We start from the raw sequence: 26,467 nt of genomic DNA on the forward strand, positions 1-26,467 counted from the left end.
TGGCCGCTGGTCCGCAGCCTCGGCCGTCCCTCATGCATACATCCCGATCCAAGCGTACTTGACATTGTTTCAAAAAATGGATACAATACCAGATGTCGTTTAAATCTAAAGTCGCCGTAATAACCGGCGGCGCCAGCGGCATCGGTGCGGGCATTGCGCGGGCATTCGCCCGGGAACAAGCCCGCGTTGCGATCTGCGATATCGACGCCAACACCGGCGCGAAAACCGCTAGCGAGATCGGTGCTGCGGCGCGTTTCTTTGAGCTCGACATAACGAACGAAGACAACATCAACAATGCGATCAATACGATCATGAGCGACTATGGCCAGATCGACGTCCTGGTGAACAATGCCGGCATCACCAACGACCGCTTGATCCTGCGGATGACTGCGGGCGACTGGGATAAGGTGCTGAAGATCAACCTGACCGGCACTTTTCTCATGACCAAAGCCGTGTCCAAACACATGCTAAAACAGCGCAGCGGTCGTATTATCAACATCGCTTCGGTCATCGGCCTGACCGGCAACGCCGGCCAGGCGAATTACGCCGCCAGCAAAGCCGGGATCATTGGATTTACCAAATCTTGCGCTAAAGAATTCGCTCCACGGAACATCACGGTCAACGCGATCGCTCCCGGTTTCATCCAGACCAGGATGACGGATGTTTTATCTGACGATGCGAAGAATTCGTATATAAAACTGATACCGCTGGGGCGGTTTGGTACGCCGGATGACGTGGCTCAGGTCACGCTCTTCCTGGCGTCGGACGCGGCCTCGTACATTACCGGTCAGGTATTGTGCCTTGACGGCGGTATGGTAATGTAATGTCATACCTGTTTTATTTCGAAAGTAAAGCAGGAAAAAGTTAAGAAAGGATTAAGGAAAGGAGAAAAAAATGGCGCTTTTCGACGATGTACGCAACATAATCGTGGAGCAACTCCATGTTCCACCGGAAAAAGTCACGCTGGAAGCAAAATTCATCGAAGACCTCGGTGCGGATTCATTGGACACCGTGGAACTGATAATGGCGTTCGAGGAAAAATTCAGCCTGCAGATACCTGAAGAAGAAGCGCAGAAACTGGATACGGTCGGCAAGGCTGTGTCGTTTTTGGAAACCAAAACCAAATAATAATTGATTATGAAGCGCGTAGTCGTAACCGGTATCGGCGCGATCACACCCGTGGGTGATGATGTCAAGACCTCATGGGCGAACATGCTGGAAGGCAGGAGCGGCATCGATTACATTAAGTCTTTTGATACTTCAAAGCATGTCGTAAAGATCGCCGGTGAAGTCAAAAACTTCAAACCCGAGCTGAGGGTCGACCCCAAAATGGCGAGAAGACTTGACCGCTGCGTGCTGTTGAGCATGTGGGCAACCGTCGAGGCTGTCAATGACTCAAAGATCGACTTCAACAACTGCGACAAAGCGGATATCGGCGTCATCATCGGATCGGGTATCGGCGGTCTGCTGACATGGGAAGAGGAACACACAAAATTTATGAACCATGGGCCGAGCCGGGTTTCACCTTTTCTGATCCCCATGATGATACCGGATATGACCTCAGGATACATCGCCATCCACTATGGGCTGAAAGGACCTAACTACACGACTGTTTCGGCCTGCGCATCGGGCGCCCACGCGATCGGCACCGCGTTCCGGGAAATCAAGAACGGCAACGCGGTCATGGTCATCAGCGGCGGCGCGGAAGCGCCGGTCACGCCATTCGCCCTGGCTGGATTCACCAACATGCGAGCTCTTTCCCGGCGCAATGATGAACCGCAGAAAGCATCGCGGCCGTTTGACGTGAACCGCGATGGTTTTGTCATCGCCGAGGGAGCTGCGACGCTCGTGTTGGAAGAATTGGAATTCGCCCAGAAGCGCGGCGCCCGGATCTACGCCGAGATCTGCGGATTCGGCGCGACCGGCGACGGATATCACATAACGGCTCCGGCACCGGATGGCGAAGGCGCGCGCCGGGCCATGGAAAGGGCGATCAAGGAAGCCGGCATCGTCCCCGGGCAGGTCGATTACATCAATGCCCACGGCACGTCGACCGACTTGAACGATAAGTATGAAGCCAAAGCGATTAAAAACTGTTTTGGCGAACACGCTTCAAAGTTGCTCATCAATTCGACAAAATCGATGACCGGGCATACGCTGGGCGCAGCGGGAGCGATCGAAGCGATCGTTTCTATCATGTCTATGCGCGATGGACGAGTACATCCGACCGTGAACCTGGAAAACCCCGACCCCGAATGCGCCGGTTTGGACCTTGTTCCGGGCCGGGCACGCGACGCGAAGATCAACTGCACGATATCCAACTCGCTGGGTTTTGGCGGTCATAACGCCACGCTCTGCATTAAAAGTTTCCCTTAGATAGAAACGACAACTTTTTGCGCGGTCATGCGGACATATACCACCGCCGGATCAAACCCCAGGGCGGTAGTATTGTGCATGAATTAACCCCCGGATCACCATGAAATGCGTTAAGAGAAAGATCGTCGGTATTGGCGGGACCATCGGCAGCGGCAAGACAACGGCTGCCCGCTACCTGGAGCGCTGGGGTGCTTCCTGCGTATCCGCCGACCGGCTCGGCAAGCAGATCCTACCGTTGATCGCGCCTGCGCTGAAAAAAGCTTTTGGCCCCTCGGTCATGAAGGGGAACAGGATCAGCGTGCCACTTATGCGAAAGGCGGCATTTAACAGCTTGAAGAACACGCGGCTTCTCAACCGGATATCCCACCCGGCCCTGGTTTCCCGGCTCCGGACGCGCATCCGCCGTTTCAAATCCGGCATTCTGGTGATCGATGCCGCGCTTTTATTCGGCTGGAAAGATGTCTTAAGGGATCTTGATTATATGATCCTGGTCAGCGCGCCAACCCACCTGAAAGAACGCCGGTCACTGGCAAAAGGTATTGACAAAGACACGTTTTGGCATATTATTAACGTACAAAAGAAGGAACGGGATATGGCAAAGTATGCTGATTTTATCATCCGGAACACAGGTACGATCGCGGACCTGAAAAAACAGTGCCGTAAGATCTATCAGGAGATCCAACATGGTTGTTGAATGCCCGTCCTGTAAGACTAGATACAACGTCGACGAGAATAAACTTCCACCCGCGGGAGTAAAAGTCCGCTGCCACAAATGCCAGAATATCATTATCATAAAGAAACCGGCTCCGCCACCGGTCGTAGAACCGGTCGCGCCAGCACCTGTTCCTCCACCTCCAATACCAGAACCCAAGACACCAGAGGTCGTGCCGCCTTCGATCCCGGAACCGGCACCTAAACCAGAACCGCCTAAACCCGAAATAAAAGCGCCTATCATCGAAACGCCTGCACCTGCACCATCCCCTCCTGATGTCACGCCGCCGACCTTCATCCATGAACCAGTGCCCGTGGTGGTGCAACCGACTCCGGCTCCAGCAGGACAGCTAAGCGCGGAAGACAAAAAATGGCATGAACGGGCAAAACGGCTCGCCAAAGCCCTGGCATCGGATCTTGTCCTTTATAACCAGACAAAAGTGGAACAGGGATTAAGAAATGGTACGCTGGTTCAGCTGCTCGGCTCTGAGATCCGGCGGTCCTGGGAATACTACTGTCAGCAGATCCCCAAGCACATTGTGGAAAGCACCGATTACTTCAAAGAGCAGTTGAACAAGGTCGTCGGCAAAGGCAAAGAACTCTTTAAATAAGCGAAAAATCAACCGGGCTTTCGGATCCGGTTGTAGTAGACCCAGAAAAAGATCCCAACTAACCCCAAAAATACGATCACTGCGTAATGAATCGGCACGATATGAACCCCGCGCGTGTTGAACCAGCAGATGTCATAAGTGACAAAGACCAGAAATGCCTGGATCAGGGAGAAAAGCAGCACCAGGAAAGCCGGGATATGAGGATCATGGTAGTGCGAGCGGAGAATAACGAACAGGATCGTATTGAAGGCAAAGATCACCGCCGGCGGAACGATGCCCATCCAGATGAACGCCGTCTTTGGGCTCCAACCGTCAGCCACTCCCTGAAAATTGAAATGAGTCGCCAGTTTATCCGGCAGCTGGGGGTACCAGAGGATCACCATGATGATCGTAATGGCCATGATCAGGTCAGGGATGAGGAGATATGCCAGGCTTGCCGGCTTTGACGCGGCGCGCACCAGGGGCTGGGCAGGCAGTACTTTTCCTGTCATACCGCTGATCGTGCTGTGCATATATTCTCCGAACCGGTCCGCATCCTCCGGGCTGACCACATAATATCCCCGGATTGTTTCGATGAGAAATATTTTTTTCAACCTCGTCAGCTGGCAGTTTATCGTCCCGTACTCGCGCGTGGAGAATAACCCGTAGTATCCGAATAGCCCGCCGTTCCCAAACGATCGTATAGGTTTTAACTGCCTGAAGTCGGCCACCGGGCTATAACCTTTGATATCGGCTATATCGATCACGATCTTTTTTCCGGAAACCTTTTCGATCACGAGTTTCGATCCTTCAAAGCGGTACCTTCGGGGCGCCAGAAGATAACTGAAGACCACGATCGACATCATACCGGCTGCGAAAATAATGCCGATCGGGACTTTCACGATAAAAAAACCCGCCATCACGGCCAGAAATACGGTCGTAAAAGCGGATATCACCGTTGCTGCGGTGTCTAGTTTTGCGGTTTTGAATTCCATTGATCACTCCTGTTCAATGATGAGCCGGTGAGCGGCATTGTTCAATGCATCTTCCGGCGACCGCTCCAGTCTGAGTGCCTCTTCGAGCGCTTCACCAAGGTATATCCTGCCCGTGAACCACGCTTGTGTTTTCGGTTCGGTTCGGGCATAATCCAGTTGCTCTAGCACTTTCCGGTAAGCCGGATTTTCATCGAGGAATTTCTGGTATTCCGGCAGGATCGTGGCAGACCTCCGCACCGGCAGATAGTAGGTGGCGGCAGACCACCGCGCCTGATTAGCGGCCTGGAGAAAAAAGCGCACGAACTCCCATGCCAATTTTTTCTGGGCTTGTGAAATATTTCTGAAAAATCCAATGTTCGTGCCGGCGATCACGACCGCCTTGAGCTCGCCCTGTGGGAACGGCGCGACGCCCATGGTGAACGACGGCCGGTCCTTCATGAATGCCCAGGACACGACCGACGCCGGGATCGTCGCCACATTGCCGGCAAGGAATTCGTCTTGCCGCTGGAACCCCGGGTTGAGGTAAAACAAGCTGTCCCGCACAAGGCGGCAAAGATACTGCAGAACCTTGACTCCCTCCGGTGAATTGAACAACGGCCGGTGGTTTGCCACGTCATACAGCGCGCCTCCCGACTGGTAAAGCATCGTGGAAAAATACCACACATCGACCGGCCAGCTTGTCGCCCAGACTCCGGTCGAGTCAATCTTTTCGCATAAACGTCGGTAACCAACCCAGTCGCCGGGGAAATTTTGATAGCCGATCGCTTGCAGCTGGTCGGCGTTATAGTAGAATACCGGAACGCTTTTATTGAACGGCAGCGTCACGAGCATCGAATCATAGATATTGTCCTCAATGAACACCGGGTAAATATCGTTCAGCGCAAACCCGGTGTCTCCGGCAAGCAGATCCTGCGCCGGTAACAAATAGCCGGCCCGGTAGAATTGGTCGGTCCATGATTCGTACATCTGGGCGATCACGGGCGGGTCATTCGCGGCTAGCGCGCCCATGAGTTTCTGGGCCAGAGCGTCATAGGAACCCATTTGTACGGATTTTATTTCACCTTCAGGATGCGCGATATTGAAATCATTGATCATGACATCAAGCTTTTTGCCCACCGGTCCGCTCAGCACATGCCAGAAGGTCACGGTCGTCTTGTGCTCCCGGCCGCAACCGGTTGTCAGAAAAAAAACGATAATTGCGGAATTAACGATATGAACGAACCTAACGATACTAACGTTTTTAGCGATTTTAATGAACTACCACTCGGAGCCCAGGGTCAGGTAGAATTTCCAGGATGAGCGCCGGCCGTGCTCGTCGGTCCAGCTCTTAAAATTGGTCGCCCGCGCCATGTCCAGTTTGAAGATCGTATACAGGAAATAGAACCTGAGACCTCCGCCAACGCCCATGTACAAGTCTTTGAGCTTCAAGCCGTGATCCCATTCATAGATCTTGAACGAATCCGAGTACGTTCCGCCCAGGTCGGCGAACAGCGCTCCCCGGATGCTGGTGATCTCCATGGGCAGGGGGAACGCGATCTTCAGCCGATCAATGAACGGAAAACGATACTCAAAGTTAAAGAAACCGAGCTTCGTACCGTTGAACGTGTAATAATCAAATCCCCGCAGGGAACCCGCGCCGCCCATCGACCAGATATCGACCGTGTCGGCAAAGCTACCGGCCAGCACCAGGCGCGCCGCGAGCGAAGCGCGGGGCGTCAGCCGAAAGTACCGGCGGTAATCGAGCACCGCGCTCTTGATATCAAAATCGCTCAAGATGGTCGTGTATCCTTCCAATCTTACGCGCCGACCGTCATTCGGCCCGGTATCTCCCCACTTGGCATTGTCGAAGACAAGAGCCAGGCTCGGGTAGAAGAATGTATAGGACGTATCTACGTTAAGATCAGATATGTAATCCGGGAAAAAATTGATCCACCGTGTCTCCAGCACTTTATAGGCGTACAAGCCGAATTCGAGCCGGATGAAACGATCCAGCGGGTACTGGGCCATGCCGCCGCCGCCTAAGTACCGCCAGATTATAAGATCGTTGTCCTGACCAAAATAATTGAGATACTGGAATGCCGCCAGGCCGAAATCGGTTCTTTTCTTCAGGTACCAGTAGCGCAGGTAGATGTCCGAATCGGTCAGGCTGCCGTAGATGTTCGCCGCCAGGCCGATCTGGTGATTTCCCAGGATGTCGCTCAGACCGATCTCGCTCATTCCGGAGAGACCCAGTGGTGAATAGTACGACGCGCTGGCAGTAAAGTAATCAAAGGTGAAGTGCGGCCGGTAATTCCGTATCCGGTCCTGGTCGAGCTCGGTCGGTTCGTACGAGTATTCGCTTTCCAGCGTATCCTTGACCTGCGTATCGGTCATCTTGCCAAGCGGCTCCTTGACTACGCAGATGTCATATCCATAATTGTTGAAATAACTAAACGCGATCTTTTTGCTGTCCGCGCTGATCGAGGGATAGTAGATCCCGGTCAGGATATCGGTCCGTTTTGTGATCCGCTGGTCCGCGAACGAATAGAAGTACAGGTTATATGCCGAATCATAATCGGCAGTGAAGAAGATACCGGAATCAGTACCGGCATCGGTTGCCTTTGCCAGGAACGGCGACGCGACATACCCGACCCTCGGCGTTAACCGACTGAATTCCCCTTCTCCGGATAAGAACAGTGCGTACGCTCCGTACGGGTATTCTTCCGAGGAATCTGGACGGTCCGACACGAACAGGACCGAACCGTGCTCGTTCATCACCGGGTACTTATCGGCATAGATATCGTCCGTTATTTTCTCATAGCGGCCGGAAGCGATATCGACAATATAGATATCCAAATACGAATCTTTCATCCCGGAGAATACGATCTTTTCACCGTCCGGCGCAAAGGTCGGCGAGTAAATCCCGTCCAGTTTCAGAGCGAACCGCTTGAACTGGCGGCCGTTCTGGCTGTTGAGGATGTACAGGACATCCTCGCCCCGGGACTTGGCTGCGAAGGCAATGTATTTTTCATCCGGCGACCACGTCAATCCGCCCTGGTACAGGTGCAAGCCTTCGTAACCCGAAGCATATTCGGACCGTACCAGCCTCCTGAGAATTCGGCCGTCAATGCTCGATATGATGACGATCTCGGCGACGCCGGTCCGGTCGCTGATAAAGGCGATCTTATCGCCGTTGGGCGAGATCGCCGGCGAAGTATTGTAAAGCGTGTTCGTTTTCTTGTGATCATAAACGATCCGCGCGAATTCATCGAAATTCTCCTGCAGACCGATCTTCGGCCAGTATCTGAGCTGATAGAATCTGACCCAGCGCTTGTTGAAATCATCGACGGTAACGCCAAAGACGCTCACGAAAGTCGCCTCGAGGTTCTTTTTGTTCTTCAGCATGTGCACGAATTCTCCGACTTTCTGCCGGCCGTATTTTTCAGCCACATAGTAATAGAAAGCCTGGCCTTCCTTGTAGACGATATATCCGCCGTAAATGCCCAGGATATCCAGCATGACCACGTTGTTGTTCATGATCATGTCGCGCATGATGATATCGGCTTCCTCGTCCCAGCCGATCGACTCGAATTCCGCCAATCCCTCCATCGCCCACAGCGGTATCGAATAAAAGATGTCGCCGCTCACCAGCGCTTCCAGTTTCGACGGGAAAAATATCGTGAATTCAAAAACATGCACCAGTTCATGGGCGAGCACATGCCGGAAATCTTTGTAATCGCCGGAGAACGGAATAACCATCCGGTTCTTGAGGATCTCGGTGAAACCGCCGACCGATTCCTCGACCAGTTCCAGCGTAACATTGGTCTGGGAGAAATCGTTGGGCGAATTATACAGGATTACCGGGATCCGGAAATCAACCTCGGTACCCAGGTCTTCGCTGTACCGGCGGTATGCGTCCTCGAGCACATCCTCGGCAAAAGCTGCGAGGTCTTCGCCGCCGGGATAATAGTAAATATCAAAATGCTCCGTGTTAAAAATCTTGAAATCGTAGTCCCGGTACTGGACCTTGTTTTGGCCGAAGTACTGGGTGACAATTAACAAGCTAAGTAATAGGTTCATGCTATATTATATATAATTAGACGGAAGTGTCAATTAAAGGGTTTATTCCGTCTTTGCATTGACAAGGCTCTCACTTTTTGATACAATACATCATCAAGCGAGGCCCGATGAAAAGAATAAAAACCCTTAAAAAGTTGAAACAGTTTGTTTACGAGCCGGTCCGCGCGCCGCGCGGCACCAAACTCCACTGTAAAAGCTGGCAGCAGGAAGGCGCCCTGCGCATGCTCATGAACAACCTCGATCCCGATGTCGCGGAGAACCCGGAGGAACTGATCGTCTACGGCGGCAGTGGAAAGGCGGCGCGGAACTGGGAATGTTACCGAGCGATCGTTAAAACATTAAAAAATCTGGAAAACGACGAGACCCTGCTGGTCCAGTCTGGCAAACCGGTCGCGGTGTTTGAGACCTTTGAGCACGCGCCGCGCGTGATCATCGCCAATTCCCTGCTCGTGCCGGCATGGGCGAACTGGGACTATTTCCGGAAACTCGAGGTTCTGGGCCTTATCATGTACGGCCAGATGACGGCCGGCTCCTGGATCTACATCGGCACCCAGGGGATTATCCAGGGCACATATGAGACCTTCGCGGCCTGCGGCCGCAGGCATTTTGGCGGATCATTGAAAGGCAAATGGGTTTTGACCGGCGGCATGGGCGGGATGAGCGGCGCCCAGCCTCTAGCCGTGACCATGAACGACGGTGTGATCCTGGACATTGAGATCGACCCCAGGCGCATCGAACGCCGTATCAAACAGGGTTTTTGTGATACTATGACATCGGACCTCGACTCGGCGCTTAAGCTGGTAACGGACGCGGTCCGGAAAAAAATCCCGCTGTCGATCGGACTCGTCGGTAATACGGCGGACATCGAACCGGAGTTGGTCCGGAGGGATGTCATCCCGGATATTCTTACCGACCAGACCTCGGCCCACGATGAACTGAACGGTTACGTGCCAGGGGGCATGTCCTTGCGCGACGCCCTGCACCTGCGCGGCGTCAAGCCGGAAGAATATAAGAATAAAGCCCTTGGATCCATGGCCCGCCAGGTGGAGGCAATGCTGGCCATGCAGAAAAAAGGAGCGGTCACGTTCGATTACGGCAATAACATCCGCGGCCAGGCGCATAGAGCCGGCGTGAAAAATCCCTTTGTCATACCGGGGTTCGTCCCTGAATATATCCGGCCTTTGTTCTGCGAGGGCAAAGGGCCGTTCCGCTGGGCGGCGCTGTCCGGCGATCCGCGCGATATCGCGGTCCTGGACCGCAAAGTGCTCGACCTCTTCGGGCATAATCCTTCGGTCCGGCGCTGGATCGAGCTGGCGCAAAAAAAGATCCCGTTCCAGGGCCTGCCCGCCCGCATCATGTGGCTCGGTTATGGCGAGCGGGACCGCTTCGGTCTTGAGATCAACCGGCTCGTGCAAAAAGGCGTCCTGCAGGCGCCCGTGGTCGTCGGCCGGGATCACCTGGACGCCGGTTCCGTGGCATCGCCGTACCGCGAGACCGAAGGGATGAAGGACGGTTCGGATGCGATCGCAGACTGGCCCGTGCTTAACGCGCTTCTCAATACCGCCTCCGGCGCGTCATGGGTCTCGGTCCACCATGGCGGCGGCGTGGGCATCGGCTATTCGATCCACGCCGGCCAGGTGCTGGTCTGCGACGGCACTGCCAGCATGGCGCAAAGGATCCAGCGGGTATTGACCAATGACCCGGGCATAGGCGTCGCCCGGCATTACGATGCCGGCTATCCGGAGGCGATCGCCTTCGCTAAAAAGCACAAAATAAAGATCCCGATATTTTCCGCTTAGGCAAATTTTTTCTTATCTTATTTTTTATAGTGTGCCTCCTCCCCATTGATGGGGGAGGATAAAGGTGGGGGTGAATATTATAGCTTAGTGTAGTTTTTTTCACGATATTTCACCCTCCCCTTTGTCCCCTCCCATCCAGGGAGGGGGGATAATAATGAATTAGCGTTTGAAAATATTGGGAACTAAATCTTGACAGCCTTTTGTTATTTGTTATAATACCACTGGAACCATTAAATGGAAATTATTGTAGTTTCCGGCAAGAGAAATAAACTGCTGACCTTTTCGCTGCATTTCTGGATCATGGTCACAAGTGCCGTCGTGGTCGCGACCATCGTCATCGCTTTTGTCTATAACCTGCTTAACGTGACCGTCAATGAAGTCGACCACACGAGGCTGAAGCAATTGAACCAGGAAAATGACGTAGTCCGCAGGGAACTCAAGAAGCTTGAAACCGAGGTCCAGACCATGAACACCATGATCGACAGCCTGGAATCGTATGACACCAGGCTTAGGGTCTATGCTCAGCTCGAACCGGTCGATCAGAACATCCAGAAAACAGGGACCGCCGGTGTTCAGGACAGCGTCGGCGACATAAAAGACCTCAGATTATTATCGCCGTTGCTCGACAATCTCCTGATCCGCGCTGAAAAGCAGGGCGAAAGCTACAGGGCACTGCTCGAGCATGTCGGCGATAAATCGCAGCTGCGTGACCACACGCCGTCCATCGTACCGGTCCAGGGCTGGTTTGTCAGCGGCTACGGGTACCGCCTTGATCCATTCACCGGGACCATTAAAATGCACGAGGGCATTGATCTGGCCGGACCGCTCGGCTCACCGATCGTGGCGCCCGCCAGCGGTACCGTGCAATCGGTCGTCGAAAAACCGGGTTTTGGCCTGACGGTCGAGATCAATCATGGTTTTGGTTATACCACGATCTACGCCCACTGCCAGCGCGCCAATGTGACCGAAGGCAGCGTGGTCAAACGCGGGGACATTATCGCCTTCCTCGGTGATACGGGAAAATCGACCGGCCCCCATCTCCATTATGAAGTCCGTGTTTCGGGTATCCCGGTCAATCCCATCAATTACATCCTAACATCCGGTTCGATCACTGATTAGTCCGCATGACCCGTCTGGTAAAAAAGATCCAGGAGCTTAAAAAGAAGCACAACGCGGTTATCCTCGCGCACAATTACCAGCTGCCCGAAGTCCAGGATATTGCCGACCAGGTCGGCGATTCCCTTGAACTGGCCAAGGCTTCGCGGGCAGTGAAGGCCAGTACGATCGTATTTTGCGGGGTCCATTTCATGGCCGAAACCGCGAAGATCTTCAACCCGGAAAAGCTGGTGCTCATGCCGGATATCCATGCCGGTTGTCCCATGGCCAATATGATCACGCCGGAGCGCCTGCAACGAGAAAAGGACGCTCATCCCCGGGCCGCGGTTATAACGTACATCAATTCAACAGCCGAGATCAAAGCCATGGCCGATATCTGCTGCACATCCGCGAACGGCGTCAAGGTCGCGCGCTCGCTAAAGGAATCAGAGGTCCTCTTCGTGCCGGACAAGTACCTCGGTTCATATGTCGCGCGAGCGGTCCCGGAAAAAACCTTTCACCTATACAACGGTTATTGCCCGACTCACATGCTCTTTTCCAAGGACGGTATCGCCAAACTCAAAGCGAAAAACCCCGGCGCCAGGGTTGTCGTCCACCCGGAATGCCGCACTGATGTCCAGGAGATCGCGGATGCGATCTGCTCCACGTCACAGATGATTTCCTACGCCCGGGAGAGCGCTGCGAATACATTCATCATCGGTACCGAGATCGGCATGCTCCACCGTCTGCAAAAAGAGGTGCCGGGCAAGAAGTTCATTTCGGGCAATCCCTATGCCCTCTGCCCGAACATGAAGCTCACCACCCTGGAAAAGATCCTTTGGTCGCTCGAAGACTCAAGCACTGAGATAACAGTGGATGAAATAATAAGAAAGAAAGCATATAGGGTCATCGAGCGGATGGTTGCACTTTAGTATTGACAAATAATGAAATATATATATAATCATTAATAGATTTGAGATTTGTATTATGTAATACCGAGCAAGTGCAGGCAGTTCTTCCGATAAATCGTGAATGAAGGTGACGGTGATCGCTGGTATGTAATTTAATGCTGTAATCTTTGGCAAAACCGGTTATTGAAAAAAACTAAGAAATGCTCAGATTGCATAGATCAAATTATAACCAAGATAAAAGGATAGGTGCCTAATGGAGATAACCGAACTAAGAAAAAAGAAAGTCACGGAGCTTCATGATATCGCACGGGATGTGGGGCTCTCCAATTACACGGACATGAAAAAGCCGGATTTGATCCACGCCATCATCGAAGCCGAAACCAAGCGCGCCGAACTGGTACCGGTCGACGGCGTCCTGCAGATCCACGGCGACGGCTATGGTTTCCTGCGTTCGCCGAACTACAACTACCTGCAGAGCCCGGATGACATCTATCTTTCGATCTCGCAGATCCGTAAGTTCAACCTGAAGGTGGGCGACAGCATAAAAGGCCTGGCCCGGCCGCCCCGGGAAGGCGAGCGGTATTTTGCCATGATCAAGATCGAATTCATCAATGAAGTGTCGCTGCCTGAGTTCCACGAAAGGGTCCTGTTCGACAACCTTACCCCCCTCTATCCCAATGAACGGATCCATCTGGAAATGACGGAAAAGAACGACCTTTCCATGCGCATCATAGACCTGTTCACGCCCATCGGCAAGGGCCAGCGCGGGATGATCGTTTCGCCCCCGCGCGCCGGCAAGACCGTTATCCTCCAAAAAATCGCCAACTCCATCACGACCAACCATCCCGAGATCTACCTGATCGTGCTCCTGATCGATGAACGTCCCGAAGAGGTCACTGATTTCGAGCGCTCGGTCCAGGCCGAGGTCATTTCCTCGACCTTTGACGAGGTCCCGGAACGTCACGTCGAGGTGGGCGAGATTATTCTGGAACGGGCAAAACGGCTGGTCGAATCCAAGAAAGACGTGGTGATCCTGCTCGACAGCTTGACAAGGCTGGCGCGGGCGCACAACGCGATCGTGCCGCATTCCGGTAAAACGCTTTCCGGCGGGCTGGATTCAACCGCGCTGCAGAAACCGAAGAAATTCTTCGGCGCCGCCCGAAAGATCGAAGAGGGCGGCAGCCTTACGATAATCGCCACGGCCCTGATCGACACGGGCAGTCGCATGGATGAAGTGATCTTTGAAGAGTTCAAAGGCACCGGCAACCTGGAAATGGTCCTCGACCGCAGGCTGCAGGACCGCCGGATCTTCCCGGCGCTGGACCTTTACAAGTCAGGCACCAGGAAAGAAGAACTGCTGCTTTCCGAGTTCGAGATCAACCGCCTATGGGTCCTGCGCAAACTGCTTTCCGAAATGAACACCATTGAACAGATGGAATTTATCACCGAAAAAATGAAGCGGACCAAGAACAATAAAGAATTTCTGGATTCCATGAGCGAGGAGGTATTATGAAAAAGGGGATCCACCCAAAATATGTAACCTGCGTCATAACCTGCGCCTGCGGCAGCAAGGTCGAGACCCGCTCCACGGTCGAGAAGATGTCCGTGGACCTGTGCTCGAGCTGCCATCCATTCTTCACGGGAAAACAGAAGATCGTCGACTCTGCCGGCCGGGTAGAAAAATTCAGGACCAGGGTCCAGAAGAAAAGCAAGGTCGCGCCCAAGCGAAAAAAGAAAACGGAGTAGGTCGCCATGTCCGAAGCCAATAGTAACCGCCCCGCGGCCGGTCACGTGAACTTAAACGATATAAAAGATCTTCAGGCAAGGTTCACCTCATTAAAGGAGCATCTTTGACCTGAAGAAAATCCAGGTCGAGATCGCTTCACTCCAACAGAAAACAGCAAATCCAGACTTCTGGAATAACCGCCAGCAGGCGCAAAGCGTCATGGCGGAGATCGACCGGAAGCAATTCTGGATCAAAGCCGCGCAGGATATCAGCCAGAACCTGCAGCTGCTTTCGGAACTTATGGCCTTGACCGATCTTGATGAAAAAACACTCCAGGAAGCGACCGTCGAAGCGAAAACCGCGGAACGCAAGATCAAGGAGCTGGAACTCAAACTGCTCCTTGGAAAAGAAGACGATATAAAGAATTGCATAATCACGATCAATCCAGGCGCCGGTGGCACCGAGTCGTGCGATTGGGCGGAGATGCTTTTCCGGATGTACCTGCGCTGGATCCAGCAGCATAATTACGAAAACCGCATCCTCGACCTTCTGCCCGGCGATATCGCCGGCATCAAGAACGCGACGATCGAGGTGGTCGGCGATTATGCTTACGGGCTGCTCAAGGCCGAGGTCGGCGTGCACCGCCTGGTCCGGCTGTCGCCCTATGACGCAAACCAGCGCCGCCACACGTCGTTCGCTTCGGTGTTCGTTTACCCTGAGATCGAAGACGTGACATTCGACATCAGCGAGGATGACTTGAAGATCGACACTTTCCGCGCCGGCGGGCATGGCGGTCAGAACGTGAACAAGGTCTCGTCGGCGGTCCGCATCACCCACCTCCCGACCGGCATCATCGTGTCCTGCCAGAACGAACGCTCGCAGCTGCAGAACAAGAACAATGCGATGCGGGTGCTCAGGGCGCGGCTCTATGATCATTACAAAAGAAGGGAAGAAGAAAAGATGGACAAGCTCGAAGCCCAGAAGACCGACATCGCCTGGGGGCACCAGATCCGTTCTTACGTGTTCCATCCGTACAAGCTCGTCAAGGATCACCGCACCGAATATGAGACCAGCCAGGTCGATGACGTCATGGACGGGGAGATCGACGATTTCATTGACGCGTACCTGCGCAAAACGGCTCGGATTCATTAGCATAGATTGTAGCCGCAGGTCATGATCCTGCAAAGCGGGGCTTTAGCCTGCGCACCCTAAAGGGTGCGGCTACTTTGCTTTACTTTCCCGCATGAATTTCATCCTTGACTTTTTCATCATATGAATTACAATTAACAAGCAAGGAGGCTGTATGAAAACTTTGTCATTGTTTTTTGCTTTGACTCTAATTTTAGGCTTAAGTATTGGATCAAGTGAACCGGTCAACACTGGCGGTGATCCAGACATCATCACGGTCCGGGTTAAACCGGGACAGACTGTTAACGACTTTATCAACAATCCCTCATTCCAGTTGCAGTACTCCCAGACCGATGTCGACCCGGGCATCGCGCCCGAGGGCGATTACATGGGCCAGGCGTGCTTTACCCGCGACGGATCAAGGGTCCTTTTGACGAACCGTGGGACTGACAACATAACGGTCTTCAACTGGTCGACCATGGCCGTCATCACGAACATCCCCGTCGGGGACTATCCCTGGGGCATCGCGGTCACGGATTCTTACGCGGTAGTGGCCTGCGGCTTCGGCGACGAGGTTTACGTGATTAAGCTGTCTGACTACTCGATCGCCCATATCTTCACCCTGCCGGCCGGCCAGCAGCCTTGGGTCGTGCGCGTGAATCCTGCCGGCACCAGGGCGTTCGTCGCCTGTGACATCAGCAACACCTGCGAGGTATTCAACCTCCAGACCATGAACCATGACCTGACCATCAGCAATTTCCCGATCGCCCTGATGACGTATTCCTGGAACTCGGAGAACGGCCGCAACGCGTTCACGTTCACCAATTTCGAAGTCACGCCTGACGGCAATTACCTCATTTCCAGCGGCTACCAGGACAGTCTTTATTTTATCAACGCTACCACGGGCAGCGTCGATTACGTGGTCCCCAATATCCTGGATATCGCCGCGGTCGGGATCTCGCTCGACGGTTCAAAGACTATTGTATTGAGCAATTTAAATCCAGGTGTTCTGTACCAGATCGACAATACCACGCACGCGGTCACCGGCACGGTTACCCTTGCCGGATACCAGTTCATGACCTACGAGGTCGGAGTCAACGCCACCGGCACCAAAGCGTACGTCGGCGTGAGCAACAACCGCAGCGCGATCGCGCGTTTCGCGACGAGCGATTTCGTGACCTTCACCCAGACCTATACCGCGTTCTGGATCGGCACTTCGCCCAACCGCGCCTACGCGATCAGCGGCCAGTACAATTTTTCCGTAGTTGATTTTGCCGGCGAGACCGTGGTCGGTCAGTCGATCGGCAATTCCCAGAGCTGCGGCGCGGTTTCGCCCTCGGGCAACCGGGTCGTCGGGTTCGATCCGCACCGTCATGAGGGTCTTTACTTTTATGATTACACGACACCCAGCGCGCCTTCATACCGCGGCACCACGAACGCGGGTTTGAACCCGGAAGGCGACTGCCCGCATCGGGTCGCGATCACCCCCAACGGGACAAAGGCCGTCGTCGCCGAGGTGTTGTCGGACAACGCGACGATAGTCAACATGAGCACTTACAATGTCGAAGCCACCTTAAATATCGGCGACCGGCCCCAGGATGTAGCCATCACTTCGGATTCCCGCTGGGCAGTTGTGGCCAGCATAAATTCCAATCTGGCTGCGGTCATCGACCTCCAGACCAACACGGTCGTGGCCAGCGTGCCGACCGGGAGTGGATCCTCGGTCGTCTGTATCGCTCCCGACGATTCCTTCGCCTACGTCGGCAACATCGGAGCAAACACTATCTCGGTGATCAGGCTAAGCGGAGCGACAAGCACCGAGGTCGCCGAGATACCCTGCGGTGAGACCGGCATAGTCTGGGCATGCTATGGCGTGTGCAGCGGCATTAATATCGATCCTACGGGTTCATACGTCCTGGTCGCGGTCTCTTTCGACGACCAGGTAAAGGTCATCAGCACGGCGACCAACACGGTGGTGGCAACGATCACGGTCGGCGACTTTCCGATCGAGGTCGATTTTGACAGCACCGGACAGTACGCGACCGTTACCAACGCCTTCTCGGACAATTACTCGATCATATATGTCAACGGTTCGTCTTCATCTTTAGTGGGTACCTTTACGGCCAGTGATTATCCGCTCCGGCTTGATTACAACAAGACCGCGGATGAAATGGGCGTTGGACATTACGGCAGCAAGACCATCTCCAATATCGACCCTCGCACGGGCGCCCTGCACAGCACTGATTCATATACCAGTTATGGGAACCTGTACCAGGTTATATTCGACGAGAACGGGGATCCGATCGTGCTCACGGGCCCGGTCGGAAACCTGCCCGGTCATATTCACCGGGGGACCGATATAATCCAGCTGCCCGCGTCGCCTGCGTATTTTGACTACTGCCCCACGGTCCAGAAAGCAGCAATCGCCATGCCCGGACCGGATATCTTGACGGTCATTGACTGGGGCGGGACCGGAGTGGAACAGGTGGTGAATATACCGCTGTCGCAAAAATCTTTCTCACTTATGGTTGCACCGAATCCGTTCAACCAACGGACTACAATCAAATTCCAAATCCACCCTCACCCTTGCCCTCCCCCCTCGAGGGGGAGGATAAAGGAGAGGGGGATCAAATCCCAAAATTCAATGAAGATCTACGACACATCCGGAAAGCTGGTGAGATCATTTAACAATTTAACCATTCAACCATTTAACCTAGTCACTTGGGACGGTTTGGATGCCGATGGTTCTCTTGCCCAAGCCGGTATCTACTTCGTGGTCGCGCAAGCCGGCGCTCATACGGCAGTGCAAAAAATCACCCTGGTGAGGTAAGATTTAGTAATCAGTAAATAAGTTATTATGTAATTAACAAATTACACATTTACACGATAACCAGGAACTATCTTCTTGTTACTAGTATTTTCGGTATCGCCAGATTCGGCTTTTTGCCGAATTCCGGGATCTTTGGTTTTTGTTTTCTCAATAGCTTCAGGCACTCAGCGATCGCGCGCGCCATCTGCGGGTCTTTTCCCTGCACCGCGTCCTGGGGTCTTATCTCCACGACGATGTCCGGATCAGTGCCGTAATTCTCCACGCCCCAGCCCACGTCCTCGAACCAGAAAGAATATTCAGGCTGCGTCGTGAGACCACCGTCAGACAATCCATAGTATGGAGATATGCCGATCACGCCGCCCCATGTTCTTTTTCCGATCAGCGGCCCGATCTTGTAGAGCTTGAAACAATGGCTGAAAATATCGCCGTCTGAACCGGCATGTTCATCCGTAATGCCCACGACCGGTCCCATTACCGACTCGTCAGGGTACGCGAACGGCTGCTTTCTCCAGCGGGTGATGTTGTAACCAACCCTTTTTCGCCTTAACCGCTCGATCAGCAGCTCTGACACGTGCCCGCCGCGGTTAAACCGGATATCAACGATCATGGCAGGGTACTGTATCTCGGTCAGAAAGTAGCGGTGGAATTCGGCGAAACCGAACGGTCCCATATCCGGGATGTGGACGTATCCAATGCGGTTCTTGCTTATTTCGTGCACGTGCTGCCGGTTCGCCTCGATCCACTCGCGGTAACGCAGGAGCGATTCATCGGGGAGGGTCTTCACCGTGACCGACCGCTTGTTCTTCCCGGTCGGACTGGTCACGGTTAATAAAACATCGGCACCGGCGCGGTTGACCAGCAATTCCTGCGGCGATATGCGCCTGGATACACGCTGACCATTGACCGCCAGGATCAAATCATTGTTCTTGATCTTCAATCCCGGTGCGATAAGCGGGGATGCCGCGTGTTCATCCCATGAATCGCCGGGCATGAGTTTCGCAATCCGGTACGCGTCGAATTTTCGGTCATAGACCAAATCCGCGCCCAGGAAACCCTGCCGGTATTGCGGTTCAAGACGGTAATCACCGCCCCATTCATACGCGTGCGATGTTCCCAGCTCGCCCTGCATCTCCCAGATCAGATCGGAGAATTCCGACCTTGTACCGACCCGCTGCAGGAGAGGGTAATACTTGTCATACACGCCCTGCCAGTCAATCCCCGACATGGTGCTCGTCCAGAAGTGATCGCGCTGTAAGCGCCAGACATCGCGGTACATCTGCTGCCACTCGGTCCTGGGCTCGACCATCACCTTAACCCGGGACAGGTCGATCCAACCGCTCCGTGGTCCTGGTCCCTGGCGGTCCAACTTGGCATCAACTTTTTCCACCGGTTTGATGACGCGCAATGCGTTCCTGGACCGGTAGATCAGCAGACCGTTCTTATTGGTAACCTTGAAGTCAAGGATGCCACTCGTGATCACCGAGAGTTTCAGATCCTTCATGTCATAGAGCATGAGCGTGCCGTTTGGCGGCGCGTAATCGGACATCCACAGGTATTTGCTGCCTTCCACCGGGAACGACGTGAGCACGGCTTTTTCCTTTAGCCCTGAGATCTGGCCATACCTGCCTTCTGGTATAGGCAAAGGAATAACGCGGTTTGCGATGTCATCAAGATCGATCACGGTACGCGTTTTTTTCCTGGCTTTTGCTGCTTCCTTTTCCAGGTCCGGTGTTTCAAATCCGATCGGCGCTTTCTGTGTGTATTTGAACGGCGACGGCGTTTCCTTGCTCAGCACAACGAGATACGCCTTGATATTCGCCGGAAAACCCAGGGCGAACTGCATGGTGTCATAGGTTGGGTCAAAATGCCGGTTGGAAAGAAAATAAAGATACTTGCCGTCAGGATCGAAACTCGGCGAGAAATCGCGCAGGACCGGTTTTGTGATCATGTATGTCTTCCGGGTCAAAACATTGCAGATCTTGATGCATGAAGTCCGCTCCGAGTCCCAGAAACTGTAGGCGATCCACTCACCGTCCGGAGACCATGCCGGACCGGTAATCCGTTGGTACTTGCTTTTATCCAGAACAACGCGTTTTTTGGTCTGGACGTTCACCAGAATAAGCTCGTAACGCTGATTGGTCAAAGCAAGTAGGGATTTTATTGGCGACGGTTCGATCTCGATCGGCCGTCCGATATCCATTTTCGGCAGGCTTTGCGGACCAGCCGTTGCATCGGCGCCATAAATTTGCAGAGTATCATCGCCTTTTTCGTCGGTCACCACGACCATCCTTTTACCATCAGCAAGCCAGCGTCCCAGCCGGTACCGTGCGTTCTGCTTTTTCCCGTTCTGGCTGACCGGACCTTCCCAGTTGGCCATCGAAAAGACACGACCCCGGCTCGTTACGCTTACCCTTTCACCCTGCGGATGGATTGCGTAATCTTCGAGATAATGCGCGGCTTCGACAAATTTACGATTGGTCTGGACCCTTGGGCTGTTGTACGAAATCTTTAGCTTGCGTATCCTGCCGCTGGCAGGGTAAAGTATAAATATGTCACTGCCGGCGTGATAAACTATGTTCTTCCCGTCGGTCCTGGCATTGCGCGCGTAGTAATCAACATGGTTTGTATGACGCTTAATATTTTTCCCGGCCGGCAGGCATGAATAGATATTGCCGACGCCCTCGTGATCGGAAATGAAATAAATACGGTTTGAGATCCACATCGGTGACGCGAAGTTACTCTTGATCGACGTTAAAAGTTTCTTGAAATTACCTTTCCCCTGCGCATCGACCCAGAGTTCGCCGACCGTACCTCCCCGGTATCGCTTCCAGCGTGATGGGTCGCCGGTGTTCCGTCCTACCACGACGCTTTTACCCGGACCAAAGGATATCGTCCTTGCCGGACCGGCCTTGATCAGTTGCGGTATGTCCTTTTCGCGGTCAACCGAAAAAATATTGAACGATCCCGGATACCATTGCTGATAAGTGGTGGCGAACAATATCCGCTGGCTGTCCTTGGTCCAGCCGGCGATGAAATTAGTGGCACCAAGGAAGGTCAGCCTTTTGGCAACTCCGCCCTGGCTGGGCATGCAGTAAACCTCGGGATGTCCTTCTTCCCGCCCGGTGAACGCCACCCATTTTCCGTCCGGTGACAAGAACGGATGCGCGACCTCGCCCAGGTTCGAGGTCAGGCGCCGGCAGACCGGATCTTTAATGGAAACTGTCCACAGATCGTCTTCGCTGACAAAAATGACCGTATCATCGTGAATCGTGGGGAACCGGTAATATCCTTGCATTATCATTCTCCTTTTAGATTAGAATCATTTGCATAATTTCATTTAACTATTAAAATCAAATTTTAGTCACAATATCCGTGGCATATTATATTGAATATAAGGCTTTTTTCAAGACCTTTAGCTAACCGAATATTGATTAGTGGTTTCAGACATTGCTGGCAAATCATTCTATCATATGTCATTCCGTGTTTAACACGGAATCCATTTATCCTGTAGAGCATTGTTCGAGAGGTACCAGGATGTAGTTGTATACTGATGTTTCAACACTTCAACAATTGAACAATTGTTCAACAATTTAATTATCAAAGCATCCCTCGATGCACCATGCTTTCAATAGAAACAAAAACCGCTTTGAATATCGCCAATATTTATGTTACTGGCTTTTGCAGTTGCACCTTGACAATATATAAAAAGCTCTTATAATAAGATGCTGTGAAATACAGGGTTAATATAAAAAAAACTGAAGAAGGTTATGCAATATGGTGTCCAGGGTTGCCTGGCTGCTGGTCACAAGGCAAAACCGAGAAAGAAGCATTGGAAAACATAAAGGATGCGATTCACTCATATTTAGAGACCGTAAAAGAATTAAGTAAGAACAAAAAAACTCGTTATGTAGAAGTAGCAGTTTAGCAATGCCTAAACTGCCAGGCATTAACCACAAGCGTGCGGTTAAAGCATTTGAGAAAGCAGGTTTTTGGATAGCCAGAGAAGGAAAACACATTACAATGACCAATGGGGAACGAATAATTACGATCCCGAGGTCAAATCCGGTCAATGCTTTTACGATGGCCGGAATCGTAAAAGATTCAGGGTTAAGTTTTGATGAGTTTAAGAAACTTCTTTGAATTGAATAAAACCAAAAAGTCAACACAATTCGTGACTAACCCGCCGATATAATACTGCCAGTTGCCATTTTTCTGTTATTTTATCTTTATTCTCTTAGTTGTTTTATGGTTATTGGCGCTTTCATTGACAAAAACAATAAGCTGGTTATAATCTAACATGGCGCTGATGTTCAGTGTTTCCGGACTGCGGGGTATCGCCAATACCGACCTGACCCAGGAGATCGCGGTCAGCGTCACCCGGGCGTTTGCCGCCTTCATGAAAGCGCATACCATTGTCCTGGGCCGGGACACGCGGCCTTCCAGTTCCATGTTCGCCAAAGCCATAACCGAAGCGCTCAAGACCAACGGCTGCCGCGTCATTAACCTGGATATCGTCCCGACTCCGACCGTGCTGTTCATCGTGCGCCGGGTCAAAGCCGATGCCGGCATCATGATCACGGCCAGCCACAACCCGATCGATAACAACGGCATAAAGCTCATCAACTCCAGAGGCGAGTTCCTGGACGACAAAGCAGTAACCGATTTTCTGGCGTTCATCCGCCAGCCGGTCAGGCCGGCTTCCTCGTCCGTCAAGAGCCCGGTTGTCATGTACCGCGAAGCAGTTGACCGGCACATAAGCGAGATCCTTGATGTGCTGGATATGGGGAAGAAAGAAGAAAAGGACAAAAAAAGTAAAAAGGATAAAAAAGGTAAAAAAGTTAGTATAAAGACTGAAACCGTTGCGGTCCCACTACGGATCGCTGTTGATGCGGTGAGCGGCGCGGGATCGTACGCCATGCCTGCGCTCCTGGAAAGGCTCGGCTGCACCGTGCTCCGATTGAACTGCGAATTCCGCTCGGCATTTCCACGGCCTCCCGAACCCACCCCGGAAAATATCACCGGGCTGTGCGAACTTGTCAAGCAGGAGCATTGCGACCTCGGCTTCGCCGTTGACCCGGATTGCGACCGTCTGTCGATCGTTGATAACCAGGGCAACGCGATCGGCGAGGAAAACACGCTCGTCCTCGCCGCAGAGCAGGTCCTCGGCGCGGCCAGGCGCAAAACATGCCTGGTGACGAACCTGTCCACGACCAGCCGCATGGATCATATTGCCCGACAATACAGATCGCGGTTAATACGAACCATGGTCGGCGAGGCGCACGTCGTAGATGCCATTAAAAAAGCCAAAGCAATGATCGGCGGTGAGGGTAATGGCGGGGTCATTTACCCGCGGATCAACGCAACCCGCGACGCGCTGGTTGCGGCGGCCCTGGTCATAAAGCTCCTGACCAGCCGCAAGCAAAAACTCTCCGAACTGATAAGCCGATATCCGCCGCTTTACATGGTCAAGGAAAAAATCGAAACGACAGAGGAAAAATTCTTGGCCAAACAGGCGGCGATCATAAGGGCTTTCAAGGGCAAGGTCAACAAGACTGACGGCTTGAAGATCACTAAAAAAGACTCTTGGGTGCACATCCGCCCCTCCAATACTGAGCCGCTCGTTCGGATCATCGCCGAAGCCTCAGACCAGAAAACCGCAAGAGAAATAATAAAAGCCGTCAAAAGAATTCTGAAGCGGTAAAATCACGCTTCCACGTTCCTTCAGTCATTGCCCCCCCACCCTAACCCTCCCCCTCGAGGGGGGAGGAAAAAGGAGGGGGTGTATTATCACTGGATATGCTGAAAAGAGTGTGACGACCGTTAGAAAGAACCCGGTTTATTTCCAACTTGACTTGACAAGGCATGAGTTTTAAGATAGAATAACGAGGAATGGATAATATTTTTATCCTTTTAGGCACGAACGAGGGAGATCTTAAAAAGAATTTACAGACCGCGCTCAAGCATCTGCAGGAAAAGATGATCACGATCCAGAAAAAGTCCCGGATTTACATGACCAAGCCTTGGGGTAACACGGATCAGCCTGATTTTCTCAATATGGTGATCGAAGCATCATCGGAACGTTCGCCAGCCAAGCTCCTGCAATGCCTGAAATCGATCGAACGCGATATGGGCCGGCGCAAAAACGCATTTTGGGGCCCGCGGGTCATCGATCTCGATATCCTTTTCTATGGCCGCCGCGTGGTAAACCAAAAGGACCTGATCATCCCGCACAAAGAGTTTTTCCACCGGTCCTTTGCCCTGATACCAATGGCTGAGATCGCCGCTGACTTCAGGCCGCCCCGCCGGATCAAGACCATAAAGGAATACGCCCGGGAACTTGGTGATGAGGGAGTTAAGGTTTATCGCAATTGAAGGCGTGATCGGCGCCGGGAAAACATCCCTGGCAAAGATCCTCGCCGACAAGTTCCATACCGGGCTTTTGCTCGAGGAATTTGACAACAACCCCTTCCTGGTAAAATTCTATTCCGATCCGTCGCACTACGCTTTTCACACCCAGATCTACTTCCTCATGTCCCGGTACCGCCAGCAGCGCAAGATCGCCCAGATGGACCTTTTCAGTTCCCGGGTCATCAGCGACTACCTGTTCGCCAAGGACCGGATATTCGCCGAGGTCAATCTCTCCGAAGAGGAATTTTTTCTGTATGACAAGATCTACGCGATGCTGGTCAAAGAGATCCCGCGGCCGGATCTGGTCATTTACCTCCAGGCGTCGTCCGATATCCTGTACAAGCGGATCAAGCAGCGCAACCGGGCATTTGAGCGGGAGCTGGAATATGAATACGTCGAGCGGCTGGCCGATACGTACAACACTTTTTTCTTCCATTACAATTCATCGCCGCTCTTGATCATCAATATCAGCGGTTTTGATTTCATTGGCAACTCCCGCGATGTCGACGTGCTGGTCAATGAGATCACGCAATTGAAAGAACCCCGCCGCATCATTTCCCGGGCATGATCACCGTTGAAACTATCAGGGCCATGAAAAAGCAGCGGTCAAAGATCGTCTGCCTGACCGCTTACGACTACCCGACCGCCCGGATCCTCGATGAATCCGGCATCGATATCGTCCTTGTTGGTGATTCGGCGGCGAACGTCTTTGCCGGTGAAAAAACGACCCTGCCGATCACGATGGAGGAAATGCTGTATCACACTAAGGTCGTGTCCCATGCTGTGCACAATGCCCTGGTCATCGCGGACATGCCGTTCCTTTCATTCCAGGTATCGGAAAGCGAAGCTATCTACAACGCCGGGAGGTTCCTGAAAGTGGGCGCAAGCGGGGTCAAACTCGAGGGCACGGTCATTGCCAGCACAGTAAAAAAGCTCGTTGACATCGGTATCCCGGTCATGGGTCACATCGGGCTGGTCCCGCAATCGATCCATAAATTCGGCGGGTATAAACTGCAGGGCTCGACCAGGCCCGAAGCATCGAAGCTCTTGCGAGAAGCCAGGCTCCTTGCATACCTGGGCTGTTTTTCAATTGTTCTTGAAAAGATCCCGGCCACCCTGGCGCGCAGGATCACCGGCAGTGTAAACATCCCCACGATCGGGATCGGGGCTGGTGTTCACTGCGACGGCCAGATCCTCGTGCTCCAGGACATGCTTGGGCTCTTTGAAGACTTCACGCCGAAGTTCGTAAAAAAATACGCCAATCTGGGACCGCAGATACGTCGGGCTGTTGCCGCGTACCGTCAGGATGTGAAGAACGGCAAATATCCGGACAAAAAACATTCTTTCTAAAGGAGCCATTATGAAATTGAAAAGACCTTCGGCACCAGCCTATTCCAGGAAGCACGCGCTTGCGGGTTTGGACGCCAAACTCCCCATGCTCGATGTCCTTCCCAGCCAATTCAGTGATTATGCGATAACGATAACCATTCCTGAATATTCATCGGTCTGCCCGCGCACCGGTCTCCCCGACACGGGCAAGGTCACGATCGAATATGAGCCCGATCGATATTTTGTCGAGCTTAAGTCCCTGAAATTGTACATTCTGGCGTACCGTAACCTTGGAATTTTCTATGAAAACGCGGTCAACCGCATTTTCCACGATTTTGTTAAAGCCGTGAAACCGCGCCGGGCACGAGTCCTCGGCGAATTCAATCCCCGGGGCGGGATCGCCACGACGGTCGAAAAGCAATTCCGACGCCAGAAACGTTAAACCGCCGTAATTACGGCGGTTTAACCGCTTTTTTATACAGATCACGCAACCCTTTACGACCTCAACAC

Annotated in this window: 23 protein-coding genes; 19 read left to right on the top strand and 4 right to left on the bottom strand. The window is 52.9% G+C overall.

Annotated elements, in window-relative coordinates; genetic code table 11:
* The first annotated feature begins 92 nt into the window (after positions 1 to 92).
* The 5 genes from fabG (at position 93) to VF399_01885 (ending at position 3,698) form a co-directional block, all read left to right on the top strand.
* Complete coding sequence (gene fabG, locus VF399_01865; protein ID HEX7319086.1) at positions 93 to 824, top strand: 3-oxoacyl-[acyl-carrier-protein] reductase; 732 nt, start codon at positions 93 to 95, stop codon at positions 822 to 824.
* Between the two features lie 70 nt (positions 825 to 894).
* A complete protein-coding gene (gene acpP / locus VF399_01870) occupies positions 895 to 1,128 on the top strand; it encodes an acyl carrier protein (protein ID HEX7319087.1) in 234 nt (77 codons plus the stop codon).
* A 6-nt stretch (positions 1,129 to 1,134) separates the two neighbouring features.
* Positions 1,135 to 2,376, top strand: a complete 1,242-nt coding sequence (gene fabF, locus VF399_01875; GenBank protein ID HEX7319088.1) for a beta-ketoacyl-ACP synthase II — start codon at positions 1,135 to 1,137, stop codon at positions 2,374 to 2,376.
* Positions 2,377 to 2,476: 100 nt separating this feature from the next.
* The gene (coaE, locus tag VF399_01880) at positions 2,477 to 3,070 is read left to right on the top strand and encodes a dephospho-CoA kinase (GenBank protein HEX7319089.1); all 594 of its coding nucleotides are present in this window, start codon (positions 2,477 to 2,479) and stop codon (positions 3,068 to 3,070) included.
* Positions 3,060 to 3,698 (top strand): zinc-ribbon domain-containing protein, encoded by a 639-nt coding sequence (locus VF399_01885; protein ID HEX7319090.1) that lies wholly within the window; start codon positions 3,060 to 3,062, stop codon positions 3,696 to 3,698. The genes coaE and VF399_01885 overlap by 11 nt, the downstream gene beginning before the upstream one ends.
* Positions 3,699 to 3,706: 8 nt before the next feature.
* Here the strand turns inward: VF399_01885 and VF399_01890 are convergent, their stop codons facing one another.
* The 3 genes from VF399_01890 to VF399_01900 all read right to left on the bottom strand — a co-directional run bounded on the left by VF399_01890 (position 3,707) and on the right by VF399_01900 (position 8,731).
* Positions 3,707 to 4,672 carry a PH domain-containing protein gene (locus VF399_01890; GenBank protein ID HEX7319091.1) on the bottom strand — a complete coding sequence of 322 codons (966 nt, stop codon included), beginning with the start codon at positions 4,670 to 4,672 and terminating at the stop codon, positions 3,707 to 3,709.
* Positions 4,673 to 4,675: 3 nt separating this feature from the next.
* Positions 4,676 to 5,818, bottom strand: a complete 1,143-nt coding sequence (locus VF399_01895) for an ABC transporter substrate-binding protein (protein ID HEX7319092.1) — start codon at positions 5,816 to 5,818, stop codon at positions 4,676 to 4,678.
* Between the two features lie 111 nt (positions 5,819 to 5,929).
* Complete coding sequence (locus VF399_01900) at positions 5,930 to 8,731, bottom strand: hypothetical protein (GenBank protein HEX7319093.1); 2,802 nt, start codon at positions 8,729 to 8,731, stop codon at positions 5,930 to 5,932.
* A gap of 107 nt (positions 8,732 to 8,838) precedes the next feature.
* Here VF399_01900 and hutU point away from each other — a divergent pair, with 107 nt between their 5' ends.
* The 7 genes from hutU to VF399_01935 all read left to right on the top strand — a co-directional run bounded on the left by hutU (position 8,839) and on the right by VF399_01935 (position 18,220).
* Positions 8,839 to 10,530: a urocanate hydratase gene (gene hutU / locus VF399_01905; protein ID HEX7319094.1), complete on the top strand. Its 1,692-nt coding sequence runs from the start codon at positions 8,839 to 8,841 to the stop codon at positions 10,528 to 10,530.
* 234 nt (positions 10,531 to 10,764) lie between these two features.
* Entirely contained in the window at positions 10,765 to 11,649 is an 885-nt protein-coding gene (locus VF399_01910) for a M23 family metallopeptidase (GenBank protein ID HEX7319095.1), read from the top strand.
* 5 nt (positions 11,650 to 11,654) lie between these two features.
* Positions 11,655 to 12,557, top strand: coding sequence for a quinolinate synthase NadA (nadA, locus tag VF399_01915; GenBank protein HEX7319096.1), 903 nt, complete (start codon positions 11,655 to 11,657; stop codon positions 12,555 to 12,557).
* Positions 12,558 to 12,789: 232 nt separating this feature from the next.
* Positions 12,790 to 14,049, top strand: a complete 1,260-nt coding sequence (gene rho / locus VF399_01920) for a transcription termination factor Rho (protein ID HEX7319097.1) — start codon at positions 12,790 to 12,792, stop codon at positions 14,047 to 14,049.
* Entirely contained in the window at positions 14,046 to 14,282 is a 237-nt protein-coding gene (gene rpmE / locus VF399_01925; protein ID HEX7319098.1) for a 50S ribosomal protein L31, read from the top strand. The genes rho and rpmE overlap by 4 nt, the downstream gene beginning before the upstream one ends.
* A gap of 6 nt (positions 14,283 to 14,288) precedes the next feature.
* Positions 14,289 to 15,414 (top strand): peptide chain release factor 2 gene (gene prfB / locus VF399_01930; GenBank protein ID HEX7319099.1). Its coding sequence is split into 2 segments (ribosomal slippage): positions 14,289 to 14,387 and positions 14,389 to 15,414, totalling 1,125 coding nucleotides; the frame shifts between segments, so codons are not numbered across the junction.
* Positions 15,415 to 15,565: 151 nt separating this feature from the next.
* The gene (locus tag VF399_01935; protein ID HEX7319100.1) at positions 15,566 to 18,220 is read left to right on the top strand and encodes a beta-propeller fold lactonase family protein; all 2,655 of its coding nucleotides are present in this window, start codon (positions 15,566 to 15,568) and stop codon (positions 18,218 to 18,220) included.
* A gap of 67 nt (positions 18,221 to 18,287) precedes the next feature.
* Here the strand turns inward: VF399_01935 and VF399_01940 are convergent, their stop codons facing one another.
* Positions 18,288 to 21,515, bottom strand: coding sequence for a PDZ domain-containing protein (locus VF399_01940; protein HEX7319101.1), 3,228 nt, complete (start codon positions 21,513 to 21,515; stop codon positions 18,288 to 18,290).
* A 432-nt stretch (positions 21,516 to 21,947) separates the two neighbouring features.
* Here VF399_01940 and VF399_01945 point away from each other — a divergent pair, with 432 nt between their 5' ends.
* The 7 genes from VF399_01945 (at position 21,948) to queF (ending at position 26,399) form a co-directional block, all read left to right on the top strand.
* A complete protein-coding gene (locus tag VF399_01945; GenBank protein HEX7319102.1) occupies positions 21,948 to 22,145 on the top strand; it encodes a type II toxin-antitoxin system HicB family antitoxin in 198 nt (65 codons plus the stop codon).
* Between the two features lie 2 nt (positions 22,146 to 22,147).
* Positions 22,148 to 22,360 (top strand): type II toxin-antitoxin system HicA family toxin, encoded by a 213-nt coding sequence (locus VF399_01950; protein HEX7319103.1) that lies wholly within the window; start codon positions 22,148 to 22,150, stop codon positions 22,358 to 22,360.
* 157 nt (positions 22,361 to 22,517) lie between these two features.
* A complete protein-coding gene (gene glmM, locus VF399_01955) occupies positions 22,518 to 23,921 on the top strand; it encodes a phosphoglucosamine mutase (protein ID HEX7319104.1) in 1,404 nt (467 codons plus the stop codon).
* 188 nt (positions 23,922 to 24,109) lie between these two features.
* Positions 24,110 to 24,592 (top strand): 2-amino-4-hydroxy-6-hydroxymethyldihydropteridine diphosphokinase, encoded by a 483-nt coding sequence (folK, locus tag VF399_01960; GenBank protein HEX7319105.1) that lies wholly within the window; start codon positions 24,110 to 24,112, stop codon positions 24,590 to 24,592.
* On the top strand, positions 24,564 to 25,196 hold the full coding sequence (locus VF399_01965) for a deoxynucleoside kinase (protein ID HEX7319106.1): 633 nt from the start codon (positions 24,564 to 24,566) through the stop codon (positions 25,194 to 25,196). The genes folK and VF399_01965 overlap by 29 nt, the downstream gene beginning before the upstream one ends.
* Complete coding sequence (gene panB, locus VF399_01970) at positions 25,193 to 25,978, top strand: 3-methyl-2-oxobutanoate hydroxymethyltransferase (protein ID HEX7319107.1); 786 nt, start codon at positions 25,193 to 25,195, stop codon at positions 25,976 to 25,978. The genes VF399_01965 and panB overlap by 4 nt, the downstream gene beginning before the upstream one ends.
* A 10-nt stretch (positions 25,979 to 25,988) precedes the next feature.
* A complete protein-coding gene (gene queF / locus VF399_01975) occupies positions 25,989 to 26,399 on the top strand; it encodes a preQ(1) synthase (GenBank protein ID HEX7319108.1) in 411 nt (136 codons plus the stop codon).
* Positions 26,400 to 26,467: the final 68 nt, after the last annotated feature.

This window comes from bacterium, from assembly GCA_036382775.1.
Lineage (GTDB): Bacteria > Hydrothermota > Tepidihabitantia > SM23-42 > JAOAFX01 > DASVHD01.